Annotated in this window: 25 protein-coding genes and 3 tRNA genes; 2 read left to right on the top strand and 26 right to left on the bottom strand. The window is 62.0% G+C overall.

Annotated elements, in window-relative coordinates:
- Positions 1–44: 44 nt before the first annotated feature.
- The 13 genes from phnP to phnC all read right to left on the bottom strand — a co-directional run bounded on the left by phnP (position 45) and on the right by phnC (position 10718).
- Positions 45–797 carry a phosphonate metabolism protein PhnP gene (phnP, locus tag TMS3_RS11345; RefSeq protein ID WP_025165397.1) on the bottom strand — a complete coding sequence of 251 codons (753 nt, stop codon included), beginning with the start codon at positions 795–797 and terminating at the stop codon, positions 45–47.
- Entirely contained in the window at positions 788–1354 is a 567-nt protein-coding gene (gene phnN, locus TMS3_RS11340) for a phosphonate metabolism protein/1,5-bisphosphokinase (PRPP-forming) PhnN (protein ID WP_025165396.1), read from the bottom strand. The genes phnP and phnN overlap by 10 nt, the downstream gene beginning before the upstream one ends.
- Complete coding sequence (locus tag TMS3_RS11335) at positions 1354–2499, bottom strand: alpha-D-ribose 1-methylphosphonate 5-triphosphate diphosphatase (protein ID WP_025165395.1); 1146 nt, start codon at positions 2497–2499, stop codon at positions 1354–1356. Before TMS3_RS11335 ends, phnN begins: the two co-directional genes overlap by 1 nt.
- Positions 2489–3208 (bottom strand): phosphonate C-P lyase system protein PhnL, encoded by a 720-nt coding sequence (gene phnL, locus TMS3_RS11330; RefSeq protein ID WP_025165394.1) that lies wholly within the window; start codon positions 3206–3208, stop codon positions 2489–2491. The genes TMS3_RS11335 and phnL overlap by 11 nt, the downstream gene beginning before the upstream one ends.
- Before the next feature lie 88 nt (positions 3209–3296).
- Positions 3297–4109 (bottom strand): phosphonate C-P lyase system protein PhnK, encoded by an 813-nt coding sequence (gene phnK, locus TMS3_RS11325; protein ID WP_025165393.1) that lies wholly within the window; start codon positions 4107–4109, stop codon positions 3297–3299.
- The gene (locus TMS3_RS11320; RefSeq protein ID WP_025165392.1) at positions 4106–5008 is read right to left on the bottom strand and encodes an alpha-D-ribose 1-methylphosphonate 5-phosphate C-P-lyase PhnJ; all 903 of its coding nucleotides are present in this window, start codon (positions 5006–5008) and stop codon (positions 4106–4108) included. The genes phnK and TMS3_RS11320 overlap by 4 nt, the downstream gene beginning before the upstream one ends.
- Positions 5005–6102: a carbon-phosphorus lyase complex subunit PhnI gene (locus TMS3_RS11315; RefSeq protein ID WP_025165391.1), complete on the bottom strand. Its 1098-nt coding sequence runs from the start codon at positions 6100–6102 to the stop codon at positions 5005–5007. The genes TMS3_RS11320 and TMS3_RS11315 overlap by 4 nt, the downstream gene beginning before the upstream one ends.
- Complete coding sequence (gene phnH / locus TMS3_RS11310) at positions 6102–6713, bottom strand: phosphonate C-P lyase system protein PhnH (protein ID WP_025165390.1); 612 nt, start codon at positions 6711–6713, stop codon at positions 6102–6104. Before phnH ends, TMS3_RS11315 begins: the two co-directional genes overlap by 1 nt.
- Positions 6713–7159 (bottom strand): phosphonate C-P lyase system protein PhnG, encoded by a 447-nt coding sequence (phnG, locus tag TMS3_RS11305; RefSeq protein ID WP_025165389.1) that lies wholly within the window; start codon positions 7157–7159, stop codon positions 6713–6715. Before phnG ends, phnH begins: the two co-directional genes overlap by 1 nt.
- Positions 7160–7187: 28 nt before the next feature.
- Entirely contained in the window at positions 7188–7940 is a 753-nt protein-coding gene (phnF, locus tag TMS3_RS11300) for a phosphonate metabolism transcriptional regulator PhnF (RefSeq protein WP_025165388.1), read from the bottom strand.
- 16 nt (positions 7941–7956) lie between these two features.
- Entirely contained in the window at positions 7957–8751 is a 795-nt protein-coding gene (phnE, locus tag TMS3_RS11295) for a phosphonate ABC transporter, permease protein PhnE (RefSeq protein ID WP_025165387.1), read from the bottom strand.
- 66 nt (positions 8752–8817) lie between these two features.
- Positions 8818–9822, bottom strand: coding sequence for a phosphonate ABC transporter substrate-binding protein (phnD, locus tag TMS3_RS11290; RefSeq protein ID WP_025165386.1), 1005 nt, complete (start codon positions 9820–9822; stop codon positions 8818–8820).
- Positions 9823–9881: 59 nt separating this feature from the next.
- Entirely contained in the window at positions 9882–10718 is an 837-nt protein-coding gene (gene phnC / locus TMS3_RS11285) for a phosphonate ABC transporter ATP-binding protein (protein WP_025165385.1), read from the bottom strand.
- Between the two features lie 379 nt (positions 10719–11097).
- Here phnC and TMS3_RS11280 point away from each other — a divergent pair, with 379 nt between their 5' ends.
- Positions 11098–11430, top strand: a complete 333-nt coding sequence (locus TMS3_RS11280) for an Arc family DNA-binding protein (RefSeq protein ID WP_025165384.1) — start codon at positions 11098–11100, stop codon at positions 11428–11430.
- Positions 11431–11515: 85 nt separating this feature from the next.
- On the opposite strand, the gene TMS3_RS11275 is transcribed toward TMS3_RS11280, so the two are convergent.
- The 4 genes from TMS3_RS11275 to mgtE form a co-directional block, all read right to left on the bottom strand.
- Positions 11516–12652 (bottom strand): sodium ion-translocating decarboxylase subunit beta, encoded by a 1137-nt coding sequence (locus tag TMS3_RS11275; RefSeq protein ID WP_025165383.1) that lies wholly within the window; start codon positions 12650–12652, stop codon positions 11516–11518.
- A gap of 11 nt (positions 12653–12663) precedes the next feature.
- Positions 12664–14445: a sodium-extruding oxaloacetate decarboxylase subunit alpha gene (oadA, locus tag TMS3_RS11270; RefSeq protein WP_025165382.1), complete on the bottom strand. Its 1782-nt coding sequence runs from the start codon at positions 14443–14445 to the stop codon at positions 12664–12666.
- Positions 14446–14470: 25 nt separating this feature from the next.
- Positions 14471–14725: an OadG family protein gene (locus TMS3_RS11265; protein WP_025165381.1), complete on the bottom strand. Its 255-nt coding sequence runs from the start codon at positions 14723–14725 to the stop codon at positions 14471–14473.
- Positions 14726–14935: 210 nt separating this feature from the next.
- Positions 14936–16378 (bottom strand): magnesium transporter, encoded by a 1443-nt coding sequence (gene mgtE, locus TMS3_RS11260; RefSeq protein WP_025165380.1) that lies wholly within the window; start codon positions 16376–16378, stop codon positions 14936–14938.
- A 323-nt stretch (positions 16379–16701) separates the two neighbouring features.
- On the opposite strand from mgtE, the gene TMS3_RS11255 reads away from it, so the two are divergent.
- A complete protein-coding gene (locus tag TMS3_RS11255; RefSeq protein ID WP_025165379.1) occupies positions 16702–17193 on the top strand; it encodes a DUF4124 domain-containing protein in 492 nt (163 codons plus the stop codon).
- A 41-nt stretch (positions 17194–17234) separates the two neighbouring features.
- Here TMS3_RS11255 and TMS3_RS11250 read toward each other — a convergent pair.
- From TMS3_RS11250 to TMS3_RS11210, 9 genes are all read right to left on the bottom strand, one after another.
- Positions 17235–17311: transfer RNA gene (locus TMS3_RS11250), tRNA-Arg, on the bottom strand.
- 42 nt (positions 17312–17353) lie between these two features.
- Positions 17354–17430 (bottom strand) — tRNA-Arg (locus TMS3_RS11245).
- Positions 17431–17538: 108 nt separating this feature from the next.
- A tRNA-Ser gene (locus tag TMS3_RS11240) sits at positions 17539–17629 on the bottom strand.
- 62 nt (positions 17630–17691) lie between these two features.
- A complete protein-coding gene (gene csrA, locus TMS3_RS11235; RefSeq protein WP_025165378.1) occupies positions 17692–17877 on the bottom strand; it encodes a carbon storage regulator CsrA in 186 nt (61 codons plus the stop codon).
- Positions 17878–18062: 185 nt separating this feature from the next.
- Positions 18063–19298: an aspartate kinase gene (locus TMS3_RS11230; RefSeq protein ID WP_025165377.1), complete on the bottom strand. Its 1236-nt coding sequence runs from the start codon at positions 19296–19298 to the stop codon at positions 18063–18065.
- 113 nt (positions 19299–19411) lie between these two features.
- A complete protein-coding gene (gene alaS, locus TMS3_RS11225; RefSeq protein ID WP_025165376.1) occupies positions 19412–22036 on the bottom strand; it encodes an alanine--tRNA ligase in 2625 nt (874 codons plus the stop codon).
- 122 nt (positions 22037–22158) lie between these two features.
- Positions 22159–23163, bottom strand: coding sequence for a low-specificity L-threonine aldolase (gene ltaE / locus TMS3_RS11220; protein ID WP_025165375.1), 1005 nt, complete (start codon positions 23161–23163; stop codon positions 22159–22161).
- Between the two features lie 202 nt (positions 23164–23365).
- Positions 23366–24376, bottom strand: a complete 1011-nt coding sequence (gene astE, locus TMS3_RS11215; RefSeq protein ID WP_025165374.1) for a succinylglutamate desuccinylase — start codon at positions 24374–24376, stop codon at positions 23366–23368.
- Between the two features lie 10 nt (positions 24377–24386).
- Complete coding sequence (locus tag TMS3_RS11210) at positions 24387–24671, bottom strand: hypothetical protein (RefSeq protein WP_025165373.1); 285 nt, start codon at positions 24669–24671, stop codon at positions 24387–24389.
- Positions 24672–24680 lie beyond the last annotated feature (9 nt).

The raw sequence follows: 24680 nt of genomic DNA, 5'->3' as shown, positions 1-24680 counted from the left end.
TGGCGGCGTAGGGTGGATGGGAACAGCGCCATCCACCCTAGGCGTTACAACACCCGCCCATCGAAGGCCAGGCTGACCCCTGCCGGTAGCGCCTCGGGATGCTCCAGCAACCAGGCGTCGAAACTGTGACCGATATGGGTCAACACCGCCTCGCGTGGCTGCAGCCGCTCGATCACCTGCAGCGCGCGGGTCAGGTCGTTGTGGTTGCGCGGCGCCTGCGCCTGCGGCGCGGTTGAGCAATCCAGCACCAGCACGTCCAGGCGTCCGGCCGCGAGCAAATGCGCTTCACTGTCGGCCGGCACGCCGACTGTGTCGGTGAGGTAGGCCAGCCGCCTGCCCTCGCCTTCGAACAGATAACCGAGAGTCGGCTTGGAATGGGTCAGTGGCAGTGCGCTGACCCGCACCCCGGCCAACTGGCGTTGCTCGAAGGCGACAAAGGGCTGGGAGAAGTCGAGAATCCCCGGATGCTTGTACAGATCGGCGAAGCCCTCGGGGTCGTCCGGGCCATGCACCGGAATCACCAGGCCCTGACCCCAGCGTAGCTGCAGCAAACCCTGGACGTGATCGGCGTGGTAATGGGTCTGCAGAATGCCGGAGAGGCTATGGGGTGGGAAACGCTCACAGAGGTCGGTCAAGCCGCTGTCGATCAACCAGCGCTCGCCGCCTGCCTCAAGCAGGGCGCAGCAGGGCCCACGCCGGCGCTGCGGGTAGACCCGCGCGCTGGCGCAGGCGGCGCAGCTGCAGTTATACACCGGCAGCTGACTCGCATCGCCGGAGCCGAGCAGGGTCAGACGCATGTGCGACTGGCACTAATCAGGCGCAGCAGGTTGTCCAGGGTCTGCGGCAACGGCCCGGAGTTATCCAGCAGGTGCAGCTGCGCCGCCTCGGCCGCAGCGCCCGCGAGAAACTGGCCATTGCGCGCCAGACGTGCCTCGATCTCCGCCGGCGTCTCGCGACCGCGGGCCAGCAGGCGCTGGCGCAACACCTCGCCATCGACTGTCAGCAGCACCCCGATCAAGTCCGGGTAACGCCGTCGCGCCTCGTCCAGATAGCCGCGCGAACCATTGACCAGCACATCCCGGCCAGCGGCCAACCAGTCGTCGATCTGCCTGGGAATGCCATAGGCCAGGCCATGGGCGCGCCAGCTCATGGCGAAGGCGCCCGCGCGCTCCTGCTCGGCGAAGGCTTCCGGCGACACGGCGACGGCATCCTCCCCCGTCGCCTCGGCGGAACGGGTAATCACCCGCCGGGCGATCTCGCAGCCGCGTTCGCCGAGGTGCTCGCGCGCGGCATGCAACAGGCTGTCCTTGCCCGACCCCGAGGGGCCTATCAGATAGATCAAGCTGCCGCGCATCAGAACACCCTCTTGGCTTGTCGCCAGACCTGTTGGATCACCGCCTGCCCCTCATGCCGCCGCGCCTGCACCAGGTCGGCGCGCAAGCCCACGCGGATCTCGCCTCGATCGCCGAGGCCAGCCGCCTGCGCGGGGATGCGGCTGACGGTGGCGATCGCCGCGGGCAGATCATACCCGTTGTCCTGCTCGGCGAGCAGCAGCGCCGCCTGCAACAGGCTGGCCGGGTAATAATCGCTGGAGAGAATGTCCAGCACACCTTCGCGGGCCAGTTCGGCCGCGGCGATATTGCCCGAGTGCGAGCCGCCACGGACGATATTCGGCGCGCCCATCAATACCTTCAGGCCCAGCGCATGGCTGCCCTTGGCCGCCTCCAGGGTGGTCGGGAACTCGGCGATGGACATGCCGAACCCCGCCGACTCTTGCACATGAGCCAGGGTGGCGTCGTCGTGGCTGGCCAGCGACAGGCCCCGGGCGTGGCAGTCGGCGGCGATGGCCTGCCGATGACGATCGCTGAACTCGCGGGAGTTGGCCATCTGCTCGAGGATAAAGGCATCCATCTCCGCCGTGCTGAGTTGGTACTTGCCCATGTAGTACTCACGGTATTTCTCTTCCTTGGCGAACTGGCGCTGGCCCGGCGAGTGGTCCATCAGCGAGACCAGTTGCACCAGTGGCTGCTCGACCAGGTCGCGATACAGCGTCAGGGTATCCGGATGGCACAACTCGCAGCGCAGGTGCAGGCGATGCTCGGCGCGCGTGTGGCCGGCGGCTTCGGCACGGGCGATGGCGTCGAGCATGGCCGGCAGTTGCAGCATGCGCTTGCCACGCGGATTGACGTCGCCGATCGACAGCGCGTCGAACACCGTGGTGATGCCGGCCGCGACGATTTGCGCGTCGTGGGTCAGCACCGCCGAAGCCGACGGCCAGTCGACCCCGGGACGCGGACTCATGTGCTTTTCCAGGTTGTCGGTGTGCAACTCGATCAGCCCCGGCAACAGGTAGTCACCACCCAGGTCCTGGGCCTGCGGCAGGCCGCTGCGGCCCTCCTCGACCGCCGCGATCAGGCCATCGCGCAACAGCACGCTGCCCATGAACTCGCGCTCGGCGGTGACCACCCGCGCATTGCTCAGTATCTGTTCAACCGGCATAGCAATACTCCTGGGGGGCTGGGGTTGCGGGTGTCATGTCCAGGTAGTGGTCGGCCACCGCCTCGCGGGCAGCGCGGTCGTGGAAGATGCCGATCAACGCGGCGCCGGCCGCCTTGGCCTCGCCGATCAGTTCCAGCACCACCTGGCGATTGGCCTCGTCCAGCGAAGCGGTGGGTTCGTCCAGCAGCATCAGCGGCCAGGTCACCATGAAGCCTCGGGCGATATTCACCCTCTGTTGCTCGCCGCCAGAGAAGGTGCCAGGCGCCAACTGCCATAAGGCTTCAGGAATGTTCAAGCGAGTCAGCAGCTGCTTGCCCCGCGCCTCGGCGTCGATCTTGCTCCAGCCGCGCGCCAAGGCCGGCTCCATCACCACATCGAGGGTGGACACCCGCGGAATCACCCGCAGAAACTGGCTGACGTAGCCCAGGCTTTGCCGCCGCACCTCAAGGATCTGCCGCGGCGTGGCGCCGACCAGCTCGAGCCAGGCATCGCGATGACGCAGGCGAATGCTGCCGCCGGCTGGCAGGTAGTTACCATACAGGGTGCGCAACAGGGTCGACTTGCCAGCCCCCGAATGGCCGTGCAGCACCAGGCACTCGCCCGCCGCCACGCTGAAACTGAGCTCACGCAACACATTGAGCACCACGCCGTGTTGCTGGTGCAGGGTGAAGGTCTTGCTGAGGCCTGCGACCTCGATCAACTTGCTCATATCAACCTCGAATTCATTCTGTAGGAGACGGCTTGCTGGCCATCAATCTGCTGATCGCCAGCAAGCTGGCTCCCACGAAAAGCAACGCTCAGGGCTGCAGCACCGAGGACACCAGCAGCTGCGAATAGGGATGCTGCGGGTCGTCGAGGATCTGATCGGTCAGCCCGGCCTCGACCACGTGGGAGCGACGCATGACCATCAGGCGGTCGGCCAGCAGGCGTGCCACCGCCAGATCGTGGGTGACTATCACCACCGCCAGATCCAGGTCGCGCACCAGGCCACGCAGCAAGTCGAGCAGCCGCGCCTGCACCGACACATCCAGGCCCCCGGTGGGCTCGTCCATGAACACCAGGCGCGGGCTGGAGACCAGATTGCGGGCGATCTGCAGGCGTTGCTGCATGCCGCCGGAGAAGGTGCGCGGCAGGTCATCGATGCGCATCGGGTCGATTTCCACCTGCTGCAGCCAGTCGATACCGGCGGCGCGCAACTGGCCGTAGTGGCGCACGCCTTGGGCCATCAGCCGCTCGCCGATATTGGCGCCGGCCGACACGCCCATGCGCAGGCCGTCGCGCGGGTTCTGCTCGACGAAGCCCCATTCGGTGCGCAACAGCGTGCGCCGCTGCGCCTCGCTGGCGGCGTACAGGTCGAGCATGGCGCCATCCTTGCCGCGGTAGCTGACCTGGCCGCGATCCGGCGCACAGCGCCCGGACAGCAGGCTGAGCAGGGTCGACTTGCCCGAACCGGACTCGCCGACTATGCCCAACACCTCACCGGGATAAAGGTCGAAGGACACCCCCTGGCAGCCCTTTTCCGGTCCGTACAGGCGGGTCAGGTCGTGCACGGAAAACAGCGGTTGGTCGAGCTCCACTGCAGCCCCGTGGATCAGTTCGGCGGCGCTCATTGCCCGACCTCCTGTTGTGGTTCAAATGGCTCACGGCGCTGCATGCAGTAGTCGGTGTCCGAGCAGACGAAGCGCTTGCTGCCGGCGTCGTCAACAATCAGCTCGTCGAGGTAGGAGTCGTGACTGCCGCAGAAGGCGCAGTTTTCCTCCCAGCGCTGGACTGCGAAGGGGTGATCGGCGAAATCCAGGCTGACCACCTCGGTGAAGGGCGGCACCGCGTACAGGCGTTTCTCGCGGCCGGCGCCGAACAGCATCAGCGCCGGGCTCATGTGCAGCTTGGGGTTGTCGAATTTAGGGATTGGCGAAGGGTCCATCACGTAGCGTTCATCCACAGTCACCGGGTAGGCGTAGCTGGTGGCGATATGGCCGAAGGTGGCGATGTCCTCGTACAGCTTGACGTGCATCACCCCGTAGTCGCCGAGGGCATGCATGGTCCGCGTCTCGGTTTCCGAGGGTTCGATAAAGCGCAGCGGCTCGGGGATCGGCACCTGAAACACCAGGATCTGCTCGCCGTGCAGCGGCGTTTCCGGAATGCGGTGACGGGTCTGGATCACCGTCGCTTCCGGGGTGCGGGTGGTGGTGGCGACCCCGGCGGTGCGGGCGAAGAAACGGCGGATCGACACCGCGTTGGTGGTGTCGTCGGCGCCCTGGTCGATCACCTTGAGCACGTCGTCGGCGCCCAGAATGGCGGCGCTCAGCTGCATGCCGCCGGTGCCCCAGCCATAGGGCAGCGGCATCTCGCGGCCACCGAAGGGCACCTGATAGCCGGGCACCGCCACGGCCTTGAGCAGGCCGCGGCGGATCATCCGTTTGGTCTGCTCATCCAGGTAGGCGAAGTTGTAGCCGCTTTCCAGGGCGCCGGCGGCTTGACTGGCGGCGTTCGGGTTCAAGCCGTTCATGCACGGTTCTCCTGTGCGGCGGCCTGCATCGGTGCCTCGGCCTGCTTGCGCAGTTTGCGGATCAGCTCCAGCTCCGACTGGAAGTCGACGTAATGCGGCAACTTCAGGTGCGAGACGAAACCGGCGGCCTCGACGTTGTCGCAGTGCATCAGCACGAACTCCTCCTGCTGCGCCGGCCCTTCGACCTCCTCGGCGTATTCGCCGGCGCGCAACGAGCGATCGACCAGGGCCATGCCCATGGCCTTGCGCTCGGCGTAGCCGAAGGCCAGGCCATAACCGCGGGTGAACTGCGGCTCGATACCCTTACCGCCGACAAACTGGTTGACCATCTCGCACTCGGTGATTTCGATATCGCCGAGCGGCACGGCGAAACCCAGTTCCTCCGGTTCGATCCACACCTCCACTTCGCCGATGCGAATCTCCCCGGCGAAAGGGTGATTGCGACCGTAGCCGCGCTGGGTGGAATAGCCCAACGCAAGGAGGAAACCCTCGTCGCCACGGGCCAGGGCCTGCAAGCGCTGCGCGCGGCTGGTCGGGAAATCCAGGGGTTCGCGGGTCATGTCCGGCACCTCGGCGGCGCTAGGCCGCTCGCGGGCCAGCAACCCCTCGGCGGCGAGCAGATCAAGCACCCGCGGGCAGCTTTCCAGCTGCGCCGTGGCATCGACCTGTGGCCCCGGATGCTCGCCCTCGGCCAACAGGGCGAAGTCCAGCAAACGATGGGTGTAGTCGAAGGTCGGGCCGAGCAGCTGGCCGCCAGGCAAGTCCTTGAAGGTCGCCGAGATGCGCCGCGACAGCAGCATCTGCGTGGTATCCAGCGGCAGACTGGAGCCAAAACGCGGCAGCGTGGTGCGGTAGGCGCGCAGCAGGAAAATCGCCTCCATCAGGTCGCCGGCCGCCTGCTTTATCGCCAGGGCGGCCAGCTCGCTGTCGTACAGTGAACCCTCACTCATCACCCTCGCCACCGCCAGGGGCATCTGTTGACGTACCTGTTCGACCGTCAGCTCGGGAATCGAGGTATCACCGCGGCGCATCTTGGCCAGCAGCAGGTGGGCATTGTCGATGGCACGTTCGCCACCTTTGACTGCGACGTACATCAGGCGGCCTCCTCTAGGTTGAACAGCACCCGGGTGCTGCGCGGCAGGCCGATGACCTGCTGGCCGGCGGCGAAGAAGGCGTCCAGTCCGCGGGGAAAGGCACTGCGCGCACTGCGCTGCTGCCAGAACGCGGCTGCCAGCGGCAGATTGACCGCGCGCACATCTCTGATCCCCGGCCCGCGCCAGCGCAGCAGGCTGCCACCGTCGAGGGCTTCTAGCTGGATCAACAGGGTGCAGGACTGATCCGGGTAACGCTCGCTGCCGTTGTCGAAGGCCGACAGATCGCTCAGCTCGGGCTCATCGAGCAGGGCGAACAACGCCATCTCGCGCTCGGCGACGATCGGACAGCCGCAGTGAAAGGCCAGGTTGGCGCGAATCGCCGCAGTGTCGAAGCGTGGCGCCAGCCACAGCGGGGTGTCGGCATCGAGGAAGGCCAGACACAGGGCGTAGGTCGCCGGCTGCAGGCCGTCCAAGGCCAACGCGCGATCCATGCCCTGGACCAGCCCAGGTTCGGCCAGCGCCTTGAGCGCCGCGCGAAAACTGACCTGCGCATCCAGCACCGGGTCATTGAAGGCCGGTTGCAGCCAGTGCGAAACATGCTCGACAGTCATCAATCTTCTCCTCTGACCAGGGTGAAAAACTCCACCTGGGTGGTTGCGGTTGCTGCGGCCGTGGCGGCGCGACGAGCGCGTTGGGCTGCAGCCAGGGGTTCTATCAGCGTGCCGAGCCAGTGCTGTTGCTGGGTGCCTTGCAGATGGGCATCGGCCAGGGCCGCCAGCTCGGCATGCGCCTTGTCGCGCCCGGCCACGTAGCTGTAACCGGTACGCCCGTCAGCCAGGCGCACCACGCAACGAGTCACGCTCATCTCGCCGAAGTTGAAGGCCTCGCCCGTGCCGCCCATGCGCCCACGCACCAGAGTCATGCCGATTTCCGGCGCACGGATCAGGCGGTACTCGGTGTCTTTCAAAGCGTCCTGAAAAGGTCTCAAGGCATGGCCAGCCCGGGCGAGCACGCCCATCCAGCGCTGGCGTGTTTGAGTTTGTGGTGCGTTATGCATATCACTGCTGTGCATGGGTGGATCTCCATCAGGTCGCGACATGGTACTGGAAGCGATCGGCACGACTGATCGACAACGACAGCTCGACCGGGCGACCGACCTTGTCACGGGAAAGGGTGAGTACGCTGAGCAGCGCTGCCTGCTGCGGCATCAATAGCCGGTTGGCCTCGTCGCGACTCGGCAAGCGCGCGCCGATCAGGCTGAAGCTGCGGCTCAACGGCAGCCCGCGCTCGGCCAGGTAGTGACGTAGCGAGCCGCCCAGATACTCCGCCAGGCGCGTTGCATGGGAAGCGCAGAAGCGATGGCGAATCAGGCTGAGCGGCTGGCCATCGAGCAGGCGCAGGGTGTACAGCTCGATCAGTTCGGCATCGTCCGGCAGTTGCAGATGCTGACTTTCTTCACGACTGGCTGCCCGGCGGCAGCGCTCGAGCAGCTGCGCCTCGACCCGATGACCGAGTGCCGACAGCGACTCGCTGTAAGCACTGCCGGCAAGCAGCGGATAGATCAAGGGCCCGGCCAACACTCGCGTGCCCTTACCCTGCTGGCGCAACAGACGTCCTTCGAGCACCAGCTCGTCCACCGCGCGGCGCAGGGTGTGGCGGTTGACCGCGAAGCGCGCGGCCAACTGCAGTTCACCTGGCAGGTAGTCGCCTGGAGCGAACTGCAGCAGTTCGCTGCGCAGCACCCCGGCCAACTCACGGTACAGCGGTTCCGGGCGCACGGCGTCGCGCCGCAGGACTCGATCTTGTCTAGACAACTGCATAGTTGAGCAAAGGCGCATCAGCGCGCCCTCCTAGTTAAATGAACTGTTTACGCAAACGCTGCGAGAGAACGTCGATCACCGTCACCACCAGAATGATCACAATCAGCAAGGCGCAGGTCTGGGCGAACTGGAAGCCGCGAATCGCCTCCCAGAGGATCACCCCGACACCGCCGGCGCCGACCATGCCGACCACCGTGGCCGAACGCACATTGGATTCGAAGCGGTACAACGAATAGGAGATCCACAGCGGCAGCACCTGCGGCACCACGCCGAAAATCACTTCCTGCAAAGCACTGGCGCCGGTGGCGCGCACCCCTTCGACGGGGCCTGGATCGATGGCCTCAACCGCCTCGGCGAACAGTTTGGCCAGCACTCCGGTGGTGCTGATAAACAGTGCCAGCACCCCGGCGAACGGACCAAGACCGACCGCCACCACGAACAGCATGGCGAAGACCATCTCGTTGATTGAACGGCAGGCATCCATCAACCGCCGTACCGGCTGATACACCCACCAGGGCACAATGTTCTCGGCACAGAGAATGCCCAGCGGAATGGCGCAGACAATCGCCAGTAGCGTGCTCCACAGGGCGATCTGCACGGTGACGATCATCTCCTTGAGGTACAGCTCCCAGTTGCTGAAGTCAGGGGGAAAGAAGTCTCCGGCGAAGGTCGCCATGTTGCCGGAGTCACGAATCAGCGCCAGCGGGTCCATCTCGGCGCCCCGCCAGGACCAGGCCAGCACAGCCAGAAGCAGCCCCCAGCCGAACAGTCGCGTCCAGGAACGCTTGCTGGCTTCATCCGCCAGCGGCGCGGTAGTCAAAGTGGTCATAACAGCATCTCGAAAGGATTAACCTGTGCAACCTGCCCGCCCTTGCCGGCGAGCAGGCTGATGCGCTTAACCGGCGCGGGCGGTTTTCTTCGGTTCAAGCTCGGCCATGCGCTTTTCCAACTTGGCGAGTTGCGCATCCAGCTTTTGCAACTTGGCGTGTTTATCGGCGTCGGACAGCTTGGCGTTGTTGGCCACCTCGGTGCGCTGCTTGAACAGCTCGAGCTGACGGATCGGCAGCAACTGGTCGTCGTCCGAGGCACGGAATTGATCCCATTGCAGGCCTTCGAGAGTCTTCTTCTCCTGCGTCTTGGCGCCGTAGCTCATGAAGAACGTGCGCAGCTTGTGCTTGCTGTCGTCGGCCAGATTCTTGCGCCAGACGATCGGGTCGGCCGGAATCAATGGCGAGGTCCAGATCACTTTCAGCTGCGCAGCCTTGTCTGGCGCGGTCACTTGCAAGCGCTGCATGCCCTCGCTGTTGAAGGTGCCGACGTCGACCTGCTTATTGGCCACCGACAGCGCGTTGACCTCATGGCTGCCGTTCACCGCACGCTTGAAGATGCGGTTGGCGTCGACATTGTTCTTGGCGAACACGTAGTAACCGGGCACCAGGTAGCCGGAGGTGGAGTTCGGATCACCGTTGGCGAAGGTCAGGTCCTTGGCGTTCGTCAGCATGTCGGCGATGGAGTCAATCGCGCTGTCCTGGTGCGCCACCATCAGGCTGTAATAACCCTGGGTACCGTCGGCTGCCACGGTCTGGGCGAAGATTTCACCACCAGCGCGATCCACCGCCTCCATCGCCGCCTTGTTGCCGTACCAGGCCACATCCACCTTGTCGAAGCGCATGCCCTGGATGATCCCGGCATAGTCGGGCGCGAAGAAGGCGTTGATCTTCAGGCCGGTCTGCTGGCTCATGTCGGCCAGAAAGGGATCCCACAGGGTCTTGAGGTTTTGCGACGACTCGGTGGAGATGATGCCGAAGTTGATTTCCTGCTCGGCGGCCTGGGCAGCGCCCAGAGCGGCGCCGGTAAGTAGTGCGGATGCGGCGAGAACACGGCTGATACGCTTGAACATGCGGAGCACTCCTGTTGCGGGTAGGTATTCGGGGATTGGCATAACCGCCAACGCAGACTTCAGGCCTTGGCCAGCGCCAGCGCTAACGCGGACGCACGCGGGCGGCGCGCTTTGTCGGCCAGCAGTAGGCTGGCATCCAAGTCGGCGCCGTACAGATCATTGAGAAAATGCGGATTAAGGCTGTCGGTCGCACCATCGAAATGGACACGTCCACCCTTGAGCGCCACGGCGCGCCGGCAGTAGCGCATGGCGTAATCGACTTGATGCAGGGTGACCACCACGGTCTTGCCGTCACGGCGGTTGATGTCGGCGAGAATCTCCATGACCTTGCGCGCCGACTCCGGGTCGAGGGAGGCAATCGGCTCATCGGCGAGAATCACTTCGGCGCGCTGACACAGAGCCCGGGCAATCGCCACACGCTGCTGCTGGCCACCGGACAGGGTCGAAGCACGCTGCAAAGCCAACTCGGCCAGACCAACCCTGTCCAGGGCCTGCATGGCGCGCTGCTTTTCTTCGCTGCTGAAGCGGCCCAAGGTGCCGCGCCAACGCGGCATCCGCCCCAGGCAGCCGAGCAGCACGTTGTGCAGCACGCTGAGGCGATCGACCAGATTGAACTGTTGAAAGATGTAACCGATGTCGGCGCGCAGGCGACGCACCTCGCCATTCAACCGCCCTTGCACTTGCACCTGGCGGCCGAGCACCTCAATGCTGCCTCCGTCCGAACGATCGCAGCAGGCGAGCCCCGCCAGGTGGCGCAGCAATGTCGACTTACCCGAGCCGGAGGCGCCGATCAGTGCGACCATCTCACCCGGCTGGACGGACAAGGCCAAGTCGTACAGCGCCTGCTTACGGCCGAACGTTTTGTTCAGCCCCTCCACCCGGATCACTGCGCTCATGGTTTGCCCTCTTGTTAACGGTACACAGCGACCTCAGGTCGCCTTCTGGTGTAGACCAAGGTAGGCAAATCCTGTGTCAGCCCCGTTAACGGACCATGACGCTTGAGTGACTATTGCTTTACGTTTTTATCGCAAACGCCACGAACACCGTCTTTCTGCTCAATACCGCTCATTCCTGACAATCGGTGCTGGCAGAAAGCCTGTATTTACATCAAAATACGACGTGTATTTGGCGCCAAAAATTTATCCATGTGACCGGCCGGTCATATATGAGCAAATGACGATTCTGGTTGAACGCCTAGTGCTAAAGGTGGTCAAACCGGTGACAATCTCGTAGCTGAATGCCAGCATCGTTTCCCTGAACTAACCGGTTTAATGTATGGGCCCCATGAAACAGGCTATCTATTCCAGCCGTACGGCTGACAAGTTCGTCGTTCGCCTGCCCGATGGCATGCGCGAGCGCATCGCCGACGTGGCACGTAACCATCATCGCAGCATGAACTCAGAAATTATCGCCCGCCTCGAGCAGAGCATGCTTCAGGAAGGCGCCCTGAGTGACGACCTTAACCTGCGCCTCGACAGCCCCGAACTGTCCTTGCATGAGCGCGAACTTCTGCAATGCTTCCGCCAACTCTCGCGTCGCCAACAGAACGCACTGGTGGCCTTGATTGCCCACGATGCCGAACAGGCCGCCGAAGCCGAGAAAGCTTAAACTTCAGCCATAAAAAAACCGGCTCAAGAGCCGGTTTTTTTATGGCTGAAGAAAGTCGCCAGTGGCGACTTTCCTGCTTGTGGCATCAGCCCACGAAGTTTAGCAACACCCCCGCCGCTACTGCCGAGCCGATCACCCCGGCCACGTTCGGCCCCATGGCATGCATCAACAGGAAGTTCTGCGGATTAGCCTCAAGACCAACCTTGTTCGACACCCGCGCGGCCATCGGCACCGCCGATACCCCTGCCGAACCAATCAGCGGGTTGATCTTGTTGTCGCTGAAGACATTCATCAGCTTGGCCATCAGCACACCCGCCGCAGTACCACCGCAGAAGGCCACCATGCCGAGCATCAGAATGCCCAGGGTTTTCAGCTGCAGGAAGGACTCTGCCGACAGCTTGGAACCCACGGTCAAGCCCAGTGCGATGGTGACGATGTTGATCAACGCATTGCGTGAGGTATCGGCCAGACGCTCGACCGCTCCGGCTTCGCGCAACAAGTTGCCAAAAGCGAACATGCCCACCAAGGGCGCCGCATCCGGCAACAGCATGCCGACCAACAGGCACAGCACCAGCGGAAACACGATCTTCTCGACCTGACTGACATGCCGCAGCTGCTGCATGACAATCGCGCGCTCTTCCTTGGTGGTCAGCGCCCGCATGATAGGCGGCTGAATCAGCGGTACCAGGGCCATGTAGGAATAAGCCGCCACCGCAATCGGACCAAGCAGATGCGGCGCCAGCTTGGCGGTAACGAAGATCGAGGTCGGGCCGTCGGCGCCACCGATAATCGCGATAGACGCGGCTTCGCGCAGAGTGAACTCCATACCCGGAATCCCCAGGGCGGCAATCGCCAGCGCACCGATCAGCGTGGCGAAAATCCCGAACTGTGCCGCAGCGCCGAGGAACAGGGTCTTCGGGTTAGCCAGCATCGGGCCGAAATCGGTCATGGCACCTACGCCCATGAAGATCAGCAGCGGGAACACACCAGTCGGCAAACCGACTTCGTAGAACAGGTGCAATACCCCGGCACCTTCTGCCATACCGGCCACCGGAATATTGGCCAGAACGCCACCAAAACCAATGGGGATCAGCAGCAACGGCTCGAAACCCTTCTTGATGGCCAGATAGATCAGACCGAGGCAGACCGCGATCATCAAAGCCTGCCCCGGCTCCAGGTGATACAAACCCGTGCTCTGCCAGAGTTTAAGGAGCTTTTCCATGCGAGGGCCCCTTAACCGATGGTCAGCAGGCTATCGCCCACCGCCACCGCATCGCCCACTTTGACGTTAACCGCACCCACGGTGCCGGCCTTGAACGCACGGATCTCGGTCTCCATCTTCATTGCCTCGAGGATGATCACCAACTGCCCTTCCTCGACTGCCGCACCCGGCTGCACCATGACTTTGAAGATATTGCCGGCCAAAGGCGCGCTCTGCGGCTCGCCACCACCGACTGGTGCGGCGGCTACACTCGGTGCCGCGCTTGCACCAGCGCCATCGACGGGCTTGATTCCACTGATATCGCCCCCCTCGTTGACCTGTACGACATAGGATTTACCGTTCACCGCGACCGTATAGGTTTCAGGCTGGCCCGCTGCACGCTCCGGCAGTTCATCGCCAGTTGGCGCAGGCTCGAAGGCCGCTGGATTGCCGCGATTCTCCAGGAACTTCAGGCCAATCTGCGGGAACAATGCATAGGTCAGAACATCATCGATCTCGTCCTTGGCCAGCGCGATGCCCTTCTCCTGGGCAAGCCCCTTGAGCTCGGCCGTCAGCTTGTCCATTTCCGCCGTGAGCAGATCGGCCGGACGGCAGGTGATGACCTCGGCTCCATCCAGTACCCGCGCCTGCAGCTCCTGATTGAACGGGGCCGGTGCAGCGCCATACTCGCCCTTGAGCACGCCGGCGGTTTCCTTGGTGATCGATTTGTAGCGTTCGCCCGTGAGGACGTTGATCACCGCTTGAGTGCCGACGATCTGCGAGGTCGGCGTGACCAGAGGAATAAAACCTAGGTCTTCACGTACCCGCGGGATTTCCGCCAGCACTTCATCGAACTTGTCGAGAGCGCCCTGCTCCTTCAACTGGCCTTCCATGTTAGTCAGCATGCCACCCGGCACCTGAGCCACCAGGATGCGCGAGTCGACGCCACGCAGGTTGCCTTCGAATTTGGCGTATTTCTTCCGCACCTCGCGGAAGTAGGCCGCGATCTCTTCGAGCAACTCCAGATCCAGACCGGTGTCGCGCTCGGAACCCTGGAAGATCGCCACTACCGATTCGGTCGGCGAATGACCATAGGTCATCGACAGCGAAGAAATCGCAGTGTCGACGTTATCGATACCGGCTTCGACCGCCTTGAGAATCGCCGCAGTCGACAGGCCGGCAGTCGCGTGGCACTGCATGTGAATCGGGATCGACAGGCTGGCCTTGAGGCGCGTCACCAACTCGAAGGCGGTGTACGGATTGAGGATGCCGGCCATGTCCTTGATCGCCACGGAGTCAGCGCCCATGTCCTCGATCTGCTTGGCCAGATCGATCCACATCTCCAGGGAGTGGACCGGACTGGTGGTGTAGGAGATAGTGCCCTGCGCGTGCTTACCCTGCTTCTTCACCGCTTTCAGCGCGGTATCCAGGTTGCGCGGATCGTTCATCGCGTCGAACACGCGGAACACGTCAACGCCGTTGACGGCCGCGCGCTCGACGAACTTCTCCACCACGTCATCGGCATAGTGCCGGTAGCCCAGCAGGTTCTGCCCGCGCAGGAGCATCTGCTGACGGGTATTGGGCATGGCTTTCTTCAGCTCGCGAATGCGCTCCCAAGGATCTTCACCAAGGTAACGAATGCACGCATCGAAAGTCGCGCCGCCCCAGGACTCAACCGACCAGAAACCGACCTGGTCGAGCTTGGGTGCGATCGGCAGCATGTCTTCCAGGCGCACACGGGTGGCCAGTATCGATTGGTGGGCATCGCGCAACACCACATCGGTGATACCGAGCGCTTTCTTAACAGCAGTCATACGGAAACTCCCTGGCAAACCTGGATCAACCGCGACGGGCGCGGTGTTGATGAATGGCGGACTGGATGGCGGCGAGGACGTCGGGCTCAGGCTCATGCCCGGCCACTTTGACCGGCAACGGCGCGACAGAGGCACGCACCGGCGCGGCGGGCGCGAAGCGCTCAATCAGTCGCGCCATCACACGAATCGCAAGAATCAGCAGAACCAGGAAAATAAATACTGAACCCATGCCGAACAGCATGAGCTCGACACCCTCGAGCAGGAGTTGACTGGGGGTCACGATGACTCCTTATTACCGCGGCACTGAAGCCGCATCTTCTTTTAGTTAGAGGAGGCGCCCGGGTCTGGCCCGGACAGGGCGGGCGAACCTTAGCTTGAAACAAGCGTTTGAAGCAAATAACTGACGATATTTTGCGACATTTTAAGATGAAAAGGCGCCACACCTCCAACCCCGATTGCACTGCAAGCCGTAGATTGCACGAGCCACTATCTAAAGCAGGAACACCGAGGCCATTCCCAGAAAGATGAAGAAGCCACCGCTGTCGGTCACGGCCGTGATCATCACACTGGCGCCCAGCGCCGGGTCACGCCCCATTCGCACCAGGGTCATCGGAATCAGTACACCCATCAAGGCCGCCAGCAGCAAGTTAAGCGTCATCGCCGCAATCATCACCACGCCCAGCGACCAGCTGTCATACAACAGATAAGCCACCACGCCGATCACCCCACCCCAAACCAGGCCATTAATCAAGGCAACTCCCAGCTCCTTGCGGATCAGACGCGAAGTATTACCGGTACTGACCTGATCCAGCGCCATGGCGCGAACGATCATGGTGATGGTCTGGTTGCCTGAGTTGCCGCCGATGCCGGCGACAATCGGCATCAAAGCTGCCAGGGCCACCAGCTTTTCGATCGAGTCCTCGAATAGCCCGATCACCCGCGAGGCCAGGAAAGCGGTGATCAAATTGATCGCCAACCAGGCCCAACGGTTGCGCAGCGACTTCCACACCGAGGCGAAGATATCCTCCTCCTCGCGCAGACCGGCCATGTTCAGCACTTCGCTTTCGCTTTCCTCGCGAATCAGATCGACCATCTCATCAATGGTCAAACGGCCGATCAACTTGCCATTCTTATCCACCACCGGTGCAGAAATAAGGTCATAGCGCTCGAACGCCTGAGCGGCGTCATAGGCATCCTCATCCGGGTGGAAACTCACCGGGTCAGTGGCCATCACTTCACTGACCAACTTGTCCGGATCATTGACCAGCAGACGCTTGACCGGCAGCACGCCCTTGAGCACACCGTCGTAATCGACCACGAACAGCTTATCGGTATGCCCCGACAACTCTTTCAGTCGCCGCAAGTAGCGCAACACGACTTCCAGGCTGACATCCTCACGGATGGTCACCATCTCGAAGTCCATCAGCGCACCGACCTGCTCCTCCTCATAGGACAGTGCCGAGCGGACCCGCTCGCGCTGCTGTGCATCGAGGGTTTCCATCAGCTCATGGACGACATCGCGCGGTAATTCAGACGCCAGATCCGCCAGCTCGTCGGCGTCCATGTCCTTGGCCGCCGCGAGGATCTCGTGATCCTCCATGTCGTCGAGCAGTGATTCGCGCACTGCATCGGACACTTCCAGGAGAATGTCGCCATCACGCTCGACTTTGACCAACTGCCAAACGGTCAGTCGATCATCCAGCGGTAGCGCTTCGAGAATATGGGCAACGTCAGCGGAGTGCAGATCATCGAGCTTGCGTTGCAACTCGACAAGATTCTGTCTGTGTACCAGGTTTTCGACCAGGTCGGGATGCTGGCCCTCCTGACGATGAGTCAGGTCTTCGACCAGTTTGTGCCGATGCAGCAGTTCGACCACCTGAGCCAGGCGATCCTGCAGGCTTTCTTGCGGCTTTTTGGCTTCTACTTCAGTCATGGCGCGCTCCACCCCCAGCGGCGGAGAACGCCAAGGAGGGTCAATCAGTCAATACGCGATTGCACAATCGAGGTTCAGAGTAACTACTGGGTAAGTCCATGGTGGTGTTCCACAAGCCCCGGCGGGGCTGACGCGACCGATGATAACACCGCACAGCCGCCTTGCACCTGACAAAGCTCGGCAAGAACAAGTGCTTGCATCACACACTTGAGTACTTTTTGCAGATTCGCAATTGCGACGCCAGAGATACAGTGCAAGACACCACTGGCAGCTAAAAACCTATCGACTAAGCTTGCCGGGTGATCGTCAAGGAGGACGTTTCGATGCTCGGACTGCACCGCGCAGCACTCTGCGCCATTCTGCTAGCCCCACCCCCACTACTGGCCTCAACCGTGTTTCGCTGCGAAGACAGCAGTGGCCACATCACCTTCACCCGGCGCGGCTGCCCCAGCGAACAGGACCAGCAACTGCAAGAGGCCCATAGCCCAACCCCCGGTAGCGGCAAGCCCGTCCCACTGGCGAAAGTCAGGAAGTCTTCTCGCAACCCGCCTAAGAACAACAGACGCGAACTGGTAGTGGTGGGCGAGCCGCAGGACGGCTGTGGCAACCGCGTCACCGGCCGCACCCGCCGCAGCGCAATGATCAAACAACAGATACGCAGCGGCATGACCCGTGCGGACGTAGAAAGCATTCTGGGCAAGCCGGATAAAGTCAGCAGTCAGAATGGCCAGACGCGCTACCAGTACCGCGACCGGCAAGGTAATAGCCGCAACGTCAGCTTCGATGAGGCCGGCTGCGTGAAAGGTAAACGCTAGACAAAGAAAAAGGGCCTGCATCGCTGCAGGCCCTTCTTATATGGTGCACTCAGGAGGATTCGAACCTCCGACCGCTCGGTTCGTAGCCGAGTACTCTATCCAGCTGAGCTATGAGTGCAGTTGGCGCTTTTAGACCAGATCACCGCTGGCTGAAACAATATGGTGCACTCAGGAGGATTCGAACCTCCGACCGCTCGGTTCGTAGCCGAGTACTCTATCCAGCTGAGCTATGAGTGCATCAAGCGTGCGCATTATAGGGATGTGATCTTTATAATCAAGCGTTTAATCTGATTAGTTACAACAACTTATCGATCAACACTGGCTTCAAACCCTACAACACAAATATGGCGGAGAAGGGGGGATTCGAACCCCCGACACCCTTTTGAGATGTACTCCCTTAGCAGGGGAGCGCCTTCGGCCACTCGGCCACCTCTCCGCAACACGGGGCGCATGATAACCATGTTTTCCCCGTTTGCAAAGCCAAAATTTCGATAAAAATTAGTGGCTTGGTTCTTCGCCTTTCTCTTTCTGGATGCGCTGGTAAATTTCCTCACGGTGCACGGCAACCTCCTTCGGCGCGTTAACGCCAATGCGCACCTGATTACCTTTCACGCCCAACACGGTGACAGTTACTTCATCACCGACCATCAGGGTCTCTCCGACCCGGCGAGTCAGAATCAGCATTCCTTTCTCCTTACGGATTTCAGTTCAGGACAACAGTCAGTCTGCAAAAAAATGGCTCCAGCCCCGCTAACCCAACACAGAGCCTTCACCCAAGTATTGACTAGAGTGGGCAGAAAGAAAGTTCCGCCCGCTTCAACCAAAAAAGACGAAAGGCGCGGTAGAAGCCGCGCCTTTCGGATAATGCTTTAGTCAGCCTGTCGGGCCGGAGCATCTAGCTCGAAAGCAGTGTGCAGGGCACGCACTGCCAACTCCAGATATTTTTCCTCGATGACCACTGAGACCTTGATCTCCGAGGTCGAGATCATCTGGATGTTGATGTTCTCCTTAGCCAGGGCCTCGAACATACGACTGGCCACGCCGGCATGCGAGCGCATGCCCACCCCAACGATAGACACCTTGGTAATTTTGGTATCACCCACCACTTCACGAGCGCCGAGCTCGCGTGCGGTGTTTTCCAGCACCTGCTGCGCGCTCTGGTAATCGTTACGGTGCACCGTGAAGGTGAAATCGGTGGTGTTATCGTGCGCGACGTTCTGCACGATCATGTCCACCTCGATGTTAGCGGCACTGACCGGACCGAGAATCTTGAAGGCCACACCCGGGATATCGGGCACGCCACGGATAGTCAGCTTGGCCTCATCGCGATTAAAAGCGATGCCTGAAATGATCGGCTGCTCCATGGATTCCTCTTCATCAATGGTAATGAGGGTACCCGGCCCCTCTTGGAAGCTGTGCAGCACGCGCAGCGGGACGTTGTATTTGCCGGCGAATTCCACCGAGCGAATTTGCAAGACCTTGGAACCGAGGCTGGCCATTTCCAGCATCTCTTCGAAAGTGATCTTTTCCAGACGCTGAGCCTGTGGCACTACTCGCGGATCAGTGGTGTAGACACCGTCGACATCCGTGTAGATCTGACACTCCTCGGCTTTCAGCGCCGCGGCCAAGGCCACACCAGTGGTGTCGGAGCCACCACGCCCAAGCGTGGTGATATTGCCGTGCTCATCGACCCCCTGGAAGCCGGCGACCACCACTACACGTCCTTCCTTCAGGTCGGCGCGCAGCTTCTGATCATCGATCTGCAGAATACGCGCCTTATTGTGCGCGCTGTCGGTGAGAATACGCACCTGATTACCGGTATACGACACGGCCGGCACACCGCGCTTGATCAGCGCCATGGTGAGCAGGGCAATGGTTACCTGTTCACCGGTGGAAATCATCACATCCAACTCGCGCGGAACCGGCTGATCACTGACCTGCTTGGCCAACTCGATCAGACGGTTGGTTTCACCGCTCATGGCGGATACCACGACCACAATGTCATCGCCGCCTTCGCGGAATTTTTTGACCTTTTCAGCCACCTGCTCGATGCGCTCGACGGTGCCTACGGAGGTGCCGCCAAATTTCTGTACGATCAAAGCCATTTCAAAGCCGCCTCAGCCCGTGAAGGGCGCCCATTAAACATTCAACTCAATGCACTGCCAAGGCCCGCTGGGCGCAGGCCGGGCCTCGGACATAACGTCGTTAGAAACGCCGCTTACAAAGCTTGCTCGACAAACGCCCCGGCCAACGCCAGAGCTGCATCCAGAGCAGCGGCATCGGTGCCACCACCCTGCGCCATGTCGGGGCGACCACCGCCCTTGCCGCCGACAGCCGCTGCCGCCTGCTTCATCAGCTCGCCGGCCTTGAGTTTGCCGGTCAGATCCTTAGTCACGCCGGCCACCAGCACGACCTTGTCGTCCTGCACACCGCCGAGCAGGATCACTGCGCTGCCGAGCTTGTTCTTCAACTGATCGACCATCGCCAGCAACGCCTTGCCATCCAGGTCATCCTGACGCGCAGCCAGCACCTTGATGCCCTTTATCTCGACAGCCGAACCGGCCAAATCGCTACCCGCCGCACTGGCGGCTTTCGCCTTGAGCTGCTCCAGCTCTTTTTCCAGCTGACGATTACGCTCCAGCACTCCGGAGAGCTTATCCAGCACCGTCTCGCGGCTGCCTTTGAGCAGGGCGGCCGCCTCTTTCAACTGTTCTTCGGCGCCATTCAGGTAGGCCAGCGCCTGAGCACCGGTCACCGCCTCGATCCGCCGCACGCCAGCCGCAATACCGCCCTCGCTGATGATCTTGAACAGACCGATGTCGCCCGTACGCGCGACGTGAGTACCGCCACACAGTTCCACGGAAAAATCGCCGCCCATGCTCAACACACGCACGGTATCGCCATACTTCTCGCCGAACAGGGCGGTCGCGCCTTTGGCCTTGGCGGTGTCGATATCGGTTTCCTCAGTCTCGACCGCAGTGTTTTTCCGCACTTCGCCATTGACTATATCTTCCAGAGCCTTGAGCTGCTCGGGCTTGATCGATTCGAAGTGACTGAAGTCGAAGCGCAGGCGTTGACTATCGACCAGCGAGCCCTTCTGCTGCACATGCTCACCCAGCACGCGACGCAACGCCTCGTGCAACAAGTGAGTGGCCGAGTGATTCAGCGCAGTGGCCTGACGCACAGTGGCGTCTACTTCGGCCTCGACAGCAGCCCCCACACTCAGGCCACCCTGAGCGACTACACCGTGGTGCAGGAAAGCACCGCCAGCCTTGGTCGTATCGCGCACCTCGAAGCGCACGACGGAGCCTTGCAGGTAACCGCAGTCGCCGACCTGGCCACCCGACTCGGCGTAGAACGGCGTCTGATCGAGTACCACCACGCCCTCCTCGCCCTCAGCCATCTGCTCGACAGCCTGGCCATCCTTGAACAAGGCAATCACCTGGCCGCTGCCGCTAGTCCCATCGTAGCCGAGGAAACGCGTATCACTGTCGACCTTGACCAGACTGTTGTAGTCCATGCCGAAGGCGCTGGCGGAACGGGCGCGCTCGCGCTGAGCGTTCATTTCGCGCTCGAAGCCGCTCTCGTCGAGGGTCAGGCCGCGCTCGCGGGCAATGTCGCCGGTCAGGTCATAGGGGAAGCCAAAGGTGTCGTACAGCTTGAATACCGTTTCGCCGGGGATCACCTTGCCCTTGAGCCCCACCAGATCCTGCTCGAGAATCTTCAGACCCTGTTCCAGAGTCTTGGCGAACTGCTCTTCCTCGATTTTCAGCAGGCGCTCGATGTGCGCCTGTTGCTGCTTGAGCTCGGGGAAGGCTTCGCCCATCTCGGCGACCAGCGCCGCGACGATCTTGTAGAAGAAGCTATTGCTGGCGCCCAGCTTGTTACCGTGGCGGCAGGCGCGGCGGATGATGCGCCGCAGCACATAACCACGCCCTTCGTTGGACGGGGTGACGCCGTCGGCAATCAAGAAGCCGCAGGAGCGGATATGGTCGGCGACCACCTTCAGCGAGGCCTGCCCTTCATTCTCACAGCCTATGGCCTTGGCTGAGGCGTTCAGCAGGCTCTGGAACAGGTCGATCTCATAGTTCGAGTTGACGTGCTGCAGCACCGCGCTGATGCGCTCCAGGCCCATGCCAGTGTCCACGCTCGGCGCCGGCAGCGGGTGCATCACGCCATCGGCGGTGCGGTTGAACTGCATGAACACGTTGTTCCAGATCTCGATGTAGCGGTCGCCGTCTTCCTCGGCCGAGCCGGGCGGTCCGCCCCAGATGTGCTCGCCATGGTCGAAGAAGATCTCCGTGCAGGGGCCGCAGGGGCCGGTGTCGCCCATCGCCCAGAAGTTGTCGGAGGCGTATGGCGCGCCCTTGTTATCGCCGATGCGGATCATCCGCTCGGCCGGCACGCCGACCTGCTGGGTCCAGATGTCGTAGGCCTCGTCATCGCTGGCATAGACAGTGACCCAGAGCTTTTCCTGCGGCAGGCCCAGCCACTTGCTTGAGGTGAGGAACTCCCAGGCGTAATGAATGGCGTCGCGCTTGAAATAATCGCCGAAGCTGAAATTACCCAGCATCTCGAAGAAGGTGTGGTGGCGCGCGGTATACCCGACGTTTTCCAGGTCGTTGTGCTTGCCGCCGGCGCGCACGCACTTCTGGCTGGTGGTCGCGCGGGTATAGGCGCGCTTTTCCAGACCGAGGAAGCAGTCCTTGAACTGGTTCATCCCTGCGTTGGTGAACAGCAGGGTCGGGTCGTTGCCCGGAATCAGGGAGCTGGAAGCGACACGGCTGTGCCCCTTCTCTTCGAAGAAGCGGAGGAAGGCTTCACGGATTTCTGCGCTTTTCATAGGTTCTTCCACGGAAACAGGCGGCCACGGCAAAGCCGGCAAAGGGCCGCATTATATCGGCCCTGCGCTATGCGGCTAGTGTCTTTATTGTCAGCGGGCAGCGATTCGGCGCCCGCCACGGGTTAAATACGGCGAAAAGCGCTAAACGCTTCGAGGACGCGAGCGACATCCTCAGCCGAGACATCCAGATGGGTGACCATGCGCAAGCGCGAGGCGGCGCTCAGTTTGATGCCGCGTTCGGCGCAGAAACCCTTGAGCGCTTCTGCCCGCTCACCAAACTCGACGTAGACCATGTTGGTCTGTACCGGCTCGACCGCGTAGCCCAACTCACCCAGCCCAGCGGCCAGCCGAGCGGCGTTGGCATGATCGTCCGCCAGGCGCGCCACCTGATGCTCCAATGCATACAGCCCCGCAGCGGCCAGCACCCCGGCCTGGCGCATACCGCCGCCCACCATCTTGCGCAAGCGACGGGCCTTGCCGATCAACTCATGGCCACCGCACAACACCGAGCCGACCGGCGCACCCAAGCCTTTGGACAGGCACACCGAGACCGAGTCGAAGTGCCGAGTGATCTCAGCCGCCTCCACCCCCAGCTTGACGGCGGCGTTGTACAGCCGCGCGCCGTCCAGATGCAGCGCCAGGCCGCGCTTGTCGGTCAAGGCGCGCGCGGCCGCCAGATAGCTCAGCGGCAACACCTTGCCCTGCATGGTGTTTTCCAGGGCCAACAGGCGCGTACGGGCGAAGTGGAAGTCATCCTGTTTGATGGCGGCCTCGACCCGGTCCAGGTCAAGCGAGCCGTCGGCTTGCATTTCCAGGGGTTGCGGCTGAATCGAGCCCAGCACTGCGGCGCCACCACCTTCGTACTTATAGGTGTGCGCCTGCTGGCCGACGATGTACTCGTCGCCCCGCGCGCAATGAGCCATCAGACCGAGCAGGTTGCTCATAGTGCCGGTGGGTACGAACAGGCCAGCGGCGAAACCGAGCTCGTCGGCCAGGTATTGTTCCAGGCGGTTGACCGTCGGGTCTTCGCCGTATACGTCATCACCCAGCTCGGCGCCCAACATGGCCTCGAGCATGCCAGGTGTGGGTTGGGTAACGGTATCGCTGCGCAGATCGATGACGGACATTGGAGGCTTCCCTGAAAGTACTGAATACACCGATGCTAAAGCGTGGCAAACAGGCGAACAAGGTACAGCAGGGTCGAATAGAGGCAGGACACATCAGGCCGAGAGCAGGCCCATGCAGCCGCGGCAAGCCCGTGCAAGCGCGTTAACTTGCCCGCGCTACCGGGTTTCGTAGCGCTCAACGCCAACCGGATAAGGCTGTGGATCAGCCTAATTCAGATGCATCGACAGGGACGATGAGGATGCCGGCGCGCAAGCCGTTCTTCACCCTGGGATTGGGGAAAATGATCCGCGCGCCCTGCTCTTCAATTTCCCAGCGAGTATCGCTCAGGTCTTCGGCCAGCAGATACCCCACCGGCAACTCGCTGAAATTCTCGATATCAGCCGGCAAATGCAGCTGGAACGCGTCACTGTGCTTGATGATTTCCCGCGCCACGGCGAACAGCTGAAGGCCGTCCAGCCCGGCATCATCCACGTCCGGCTCGCTGCCCTCGATGATGCAGTGCAGCCGCTGCTCCAGACGATCGAGATTGACCTGCTGATTCTGGCCAAAGGCACGAGCCTTGCCCAACTCCAGGGTGAAGGCTTCAGCCTCGAGCTGCGAGTAGGTGTACGCACTGAAGGTGGTCGAGCTTTTGTTATGCAGCAGCACCGCATCGATACCCGCGGCGTTCAGCCGGGCCAGCTCGCGCTTGGAGCGCACCCGCCCCTCATGCCAGGGATAGAGCGCGAACTGTTCGATCTTCGAGGCCCGAATGGCGGTGTGCAGGTCGTAATGCAGACGTGTACGCCCGGGCTTACTGAAAAAGCCAGCGGCCAAGTGCTCGAGCTCGCAGGCCCGCATCGCTTCGGCACCCACCTGCAGTTCATGGCGGCCATTGAACAGCCGGTTGATGTCTTGCTCGAGGTAACGCTCACCCTTGCGGATGGCCAGCGGATTGCCGAACAGGAACAGCATCCGCGCCCGCGGCTTCAACTCGCCACGTGCAATGGCGTGCAGCAGCCGGTCGAGCAGTTCGATGGGGGCCGTTTCGTTGCCATGGATACCCGCCGACAACAGCAGGTCCAGGCCACTGTCGCTGGCCACGGGCGGAGTGATTTCCAGTGCACCCTCGGCCAACCAGCGCAAACGCGCGCCCTCGGGCGTCAGCTGAATCTTCGCGGCCGGTTCGTGGCCGGCCAGGGTCAGTTCGAGCAATTTGCCGAGAGCGAGCATGGGAAAATCCTCAGTCGTGATTGCAGTCAGGGCCGTGCACGTGATCCTCGTCGCCGAGTTCCGCCGGCTCCATTTCCAGCTCCAGGCTCACCAAATTGGTGGCCAACGGGCGCAGCAGCAGGTTGGCATATTCGCTGTCGCCCTCAGCCACATCCACGCCGATCATCAACTGGCCGTTACCGACTTGCTGAATCCATACTTCCTTGCCCTGCCACATCACGGCAAAGCGGGTGCAGGAGGTTTCCAGCTGGGTGCCGTCTTTATCTTCGAGGATCAATTGCAGGGCGTCAGTCATGGTGATGAA

Origin of the sequence: Pseudomonas taeanensis MS-3, assembly GCF_000498575.2 — a bacterium.
GTDB classification, from domain to species: domain Bacteria; phylum Pseudomonadota; class Gammaproteobacteria; order Pseudomonadales; family Pseudomonadaceae; genus Aquipseudomonas; species Aquipseudomonas taeanensis.
The sequence above is the reverse complement of the archived record's forward strand: the minus strand, read 5'-3'. Positions and strand labels throughout refer to the sequence as shown.

What these genes read in the sequence shown, in the direction of transcription:
- oadA (WP_025165382.1), bottom strand. Translation starts at nt 14,445, where the DNA reads ATGACTGCTGTTAAGAAAGCGCTCGGTATCACCGATGTGGTGTTGCGC.
- phnE (WP_025165387.1), bottom strand. Translation starts at nt 8,751, where the DNA reads ATGACCACTTTGACTACCGCGCCGCTGGCGGATGAAGCCAGCAAGCGT.
- phnP (WP_025165397.1), bottom strand. Translation starts at nt 797, where the DNA reads ATGCGTCTGACCCTGCTCGGCTCCGGCGATGCGAGTCAGCTGCCGGTG.
- alaS (WP_025165376.1), bottom strand. Translation starts at nt 22,036, where the DNA reads ATGAAAAGCGCAGAAATCCGTGAAGCCTTCCTCCGCTTCTTCGAAGAG.
- phnL (WP_025165394.1), bottom strand. Translation starts at nt 3,208, where the DNA reads ATGAGCAAGTTGATCGAGGTCGCAGGCCTCAGCAAGACCTTCACCCTG.
- TMS3_RS11335 (WP_025165395.1), bottom strand. Translation starts at nt 2,499, where the DNA reads ATGCCGGTTGAACAGATACTGAGCAATGCGCGGGTGGTCACCGCCGAG.
- mgtE (WP_025165380.1), bottom strand. Translation starts at nt 16,378, where the DNA reads ATGACTGAAGTAGAAGCCAAAAAGCCGCAAGAAAGCCTGCAGGATCGC.
- phnD (WP_025165386.1), bottom strand. Translation starts at nt 9,822, where the DNA reads ATGTTCAAGCGTATCAGCCGTGTTCTCGCCGCATCCGCACTACTTACC.
- phnC (WP_025165385.1), bottom strand. Translation starts at nt 10,718, where the DNA reads ATGAGCGCAGTGATCCGGGTGGAGGGGCTGAACAAAACGTTCGGCCGT.
- TMS3_RS11230 (WP_025165377.1), bottom strand. Translation starts at nt 19,298, where the DNA reads ATGGCTTTGATCGTACAGAAATTTGGCGGCACCTCCGTAGGCACCGTC.
- astE (WP_025165374.1), bottom strand. Translation starts at nt 24,376, where the DNA reads ATGCTCGCTCTCGGCAAATTGCTCGAACTGACCCTGGCCGGCCACGAA.
- TMS3_RS11255 (WP_025165379.1), top strand. Translation starts at nt 16,702, where the DNA reads ATGCTCGGACTGCACCGCGCAGCACTCTGCGCCATTCTGCTAGCCCCA.
- TMS3_RS11320 (WP_025165392.1), bottom strand. Translation starts at nt 5,008, where the DNA reads ATGAACGGCTTGAACCCGAACGCCGCCAGTCAAGCCGCCGGCGCCCTG.
- TMS3_RS11280 (WP_025165384.1), top strand. Translation starts at nt 11,098, where the DNA reads ATGGGCCCCATGAAACAGGCTATCTATTCCAGCCGTACGGCTGACAAG.
- phnK (WP_025165393.1), bottom strand. Translation starts at nt 4,109, where the DNA reads ATGAGCGCCGCCGAACTGATCCACGGGGCTGCAGTGGAGCTCGACCAA.
- csrA (WP_025165378.1), bottom strand. Translation starts at nt 17,877, where the DNA reads ATGCTGATTCTGACTCGCCGGGTCGGAGAGACCCTGATGGTCGGTGAT.
- phnH (WP_025165390.1), bottom strand. Translation starts at nt 6,713, where the DNA reads ATGACTGTCGAGCATGTTTCGCACTGGCTGCAACCGGCCTTCAATGAC.
- phnN (WP_025165396.1), bottom strand. Translation starts at nt 1,354, where the DNA reads ATGCGCGGCAGCTTGATCTATCTGATAGGCCCCTCGGGGTCGGGCAAG.
- ltaE (WP_025165375.1), bottom strand. Translation starts at nt 23,163, where the DNA reads ATGTCCGTCATCGATCTGCGCAGCGATACCGTTACCCAACCCACACCT.
- TMS3_RS11315 (WP_025165391.1), bottom strand. Translation starts at nt 6,102, where the DNA reads ATGTACGTCGCAGTCAAAGGTGGCGAACGTGCCATCGACAATGCCCAC.
- phnG (WP_025165389.1), bottom strand. Translation starts at nt 7,159, where the DNA reads ATGCATAACGCACCACAAACTCAAACACGCCAGCGCTGGATGGGCGTG.
- TMS3_RS11210 (WP_025165373.1), bottom strand. Translation starts at nt 24,671, where the DNA reads ATGACTGACGCCCTGCAATTGATCCTCGAAGATAAAGACGGCACCCAG.
- TMS3_RS11275 (WP_025165383.1), bottom strand. Translation starts at nt 12,652, where the DNA reads ATGGAAAAGCTCCTTAAACTCTGGCAGAGCACGGGTTTGTATCACCTG.
- phnF (WP_025165388.1), bottom strand. Translation starts at nt 7,940, where the DNA reads ATGCGCCTTTGCTCAACTATGCAGTTGTCTAGACAAGATCGAGTCCTG.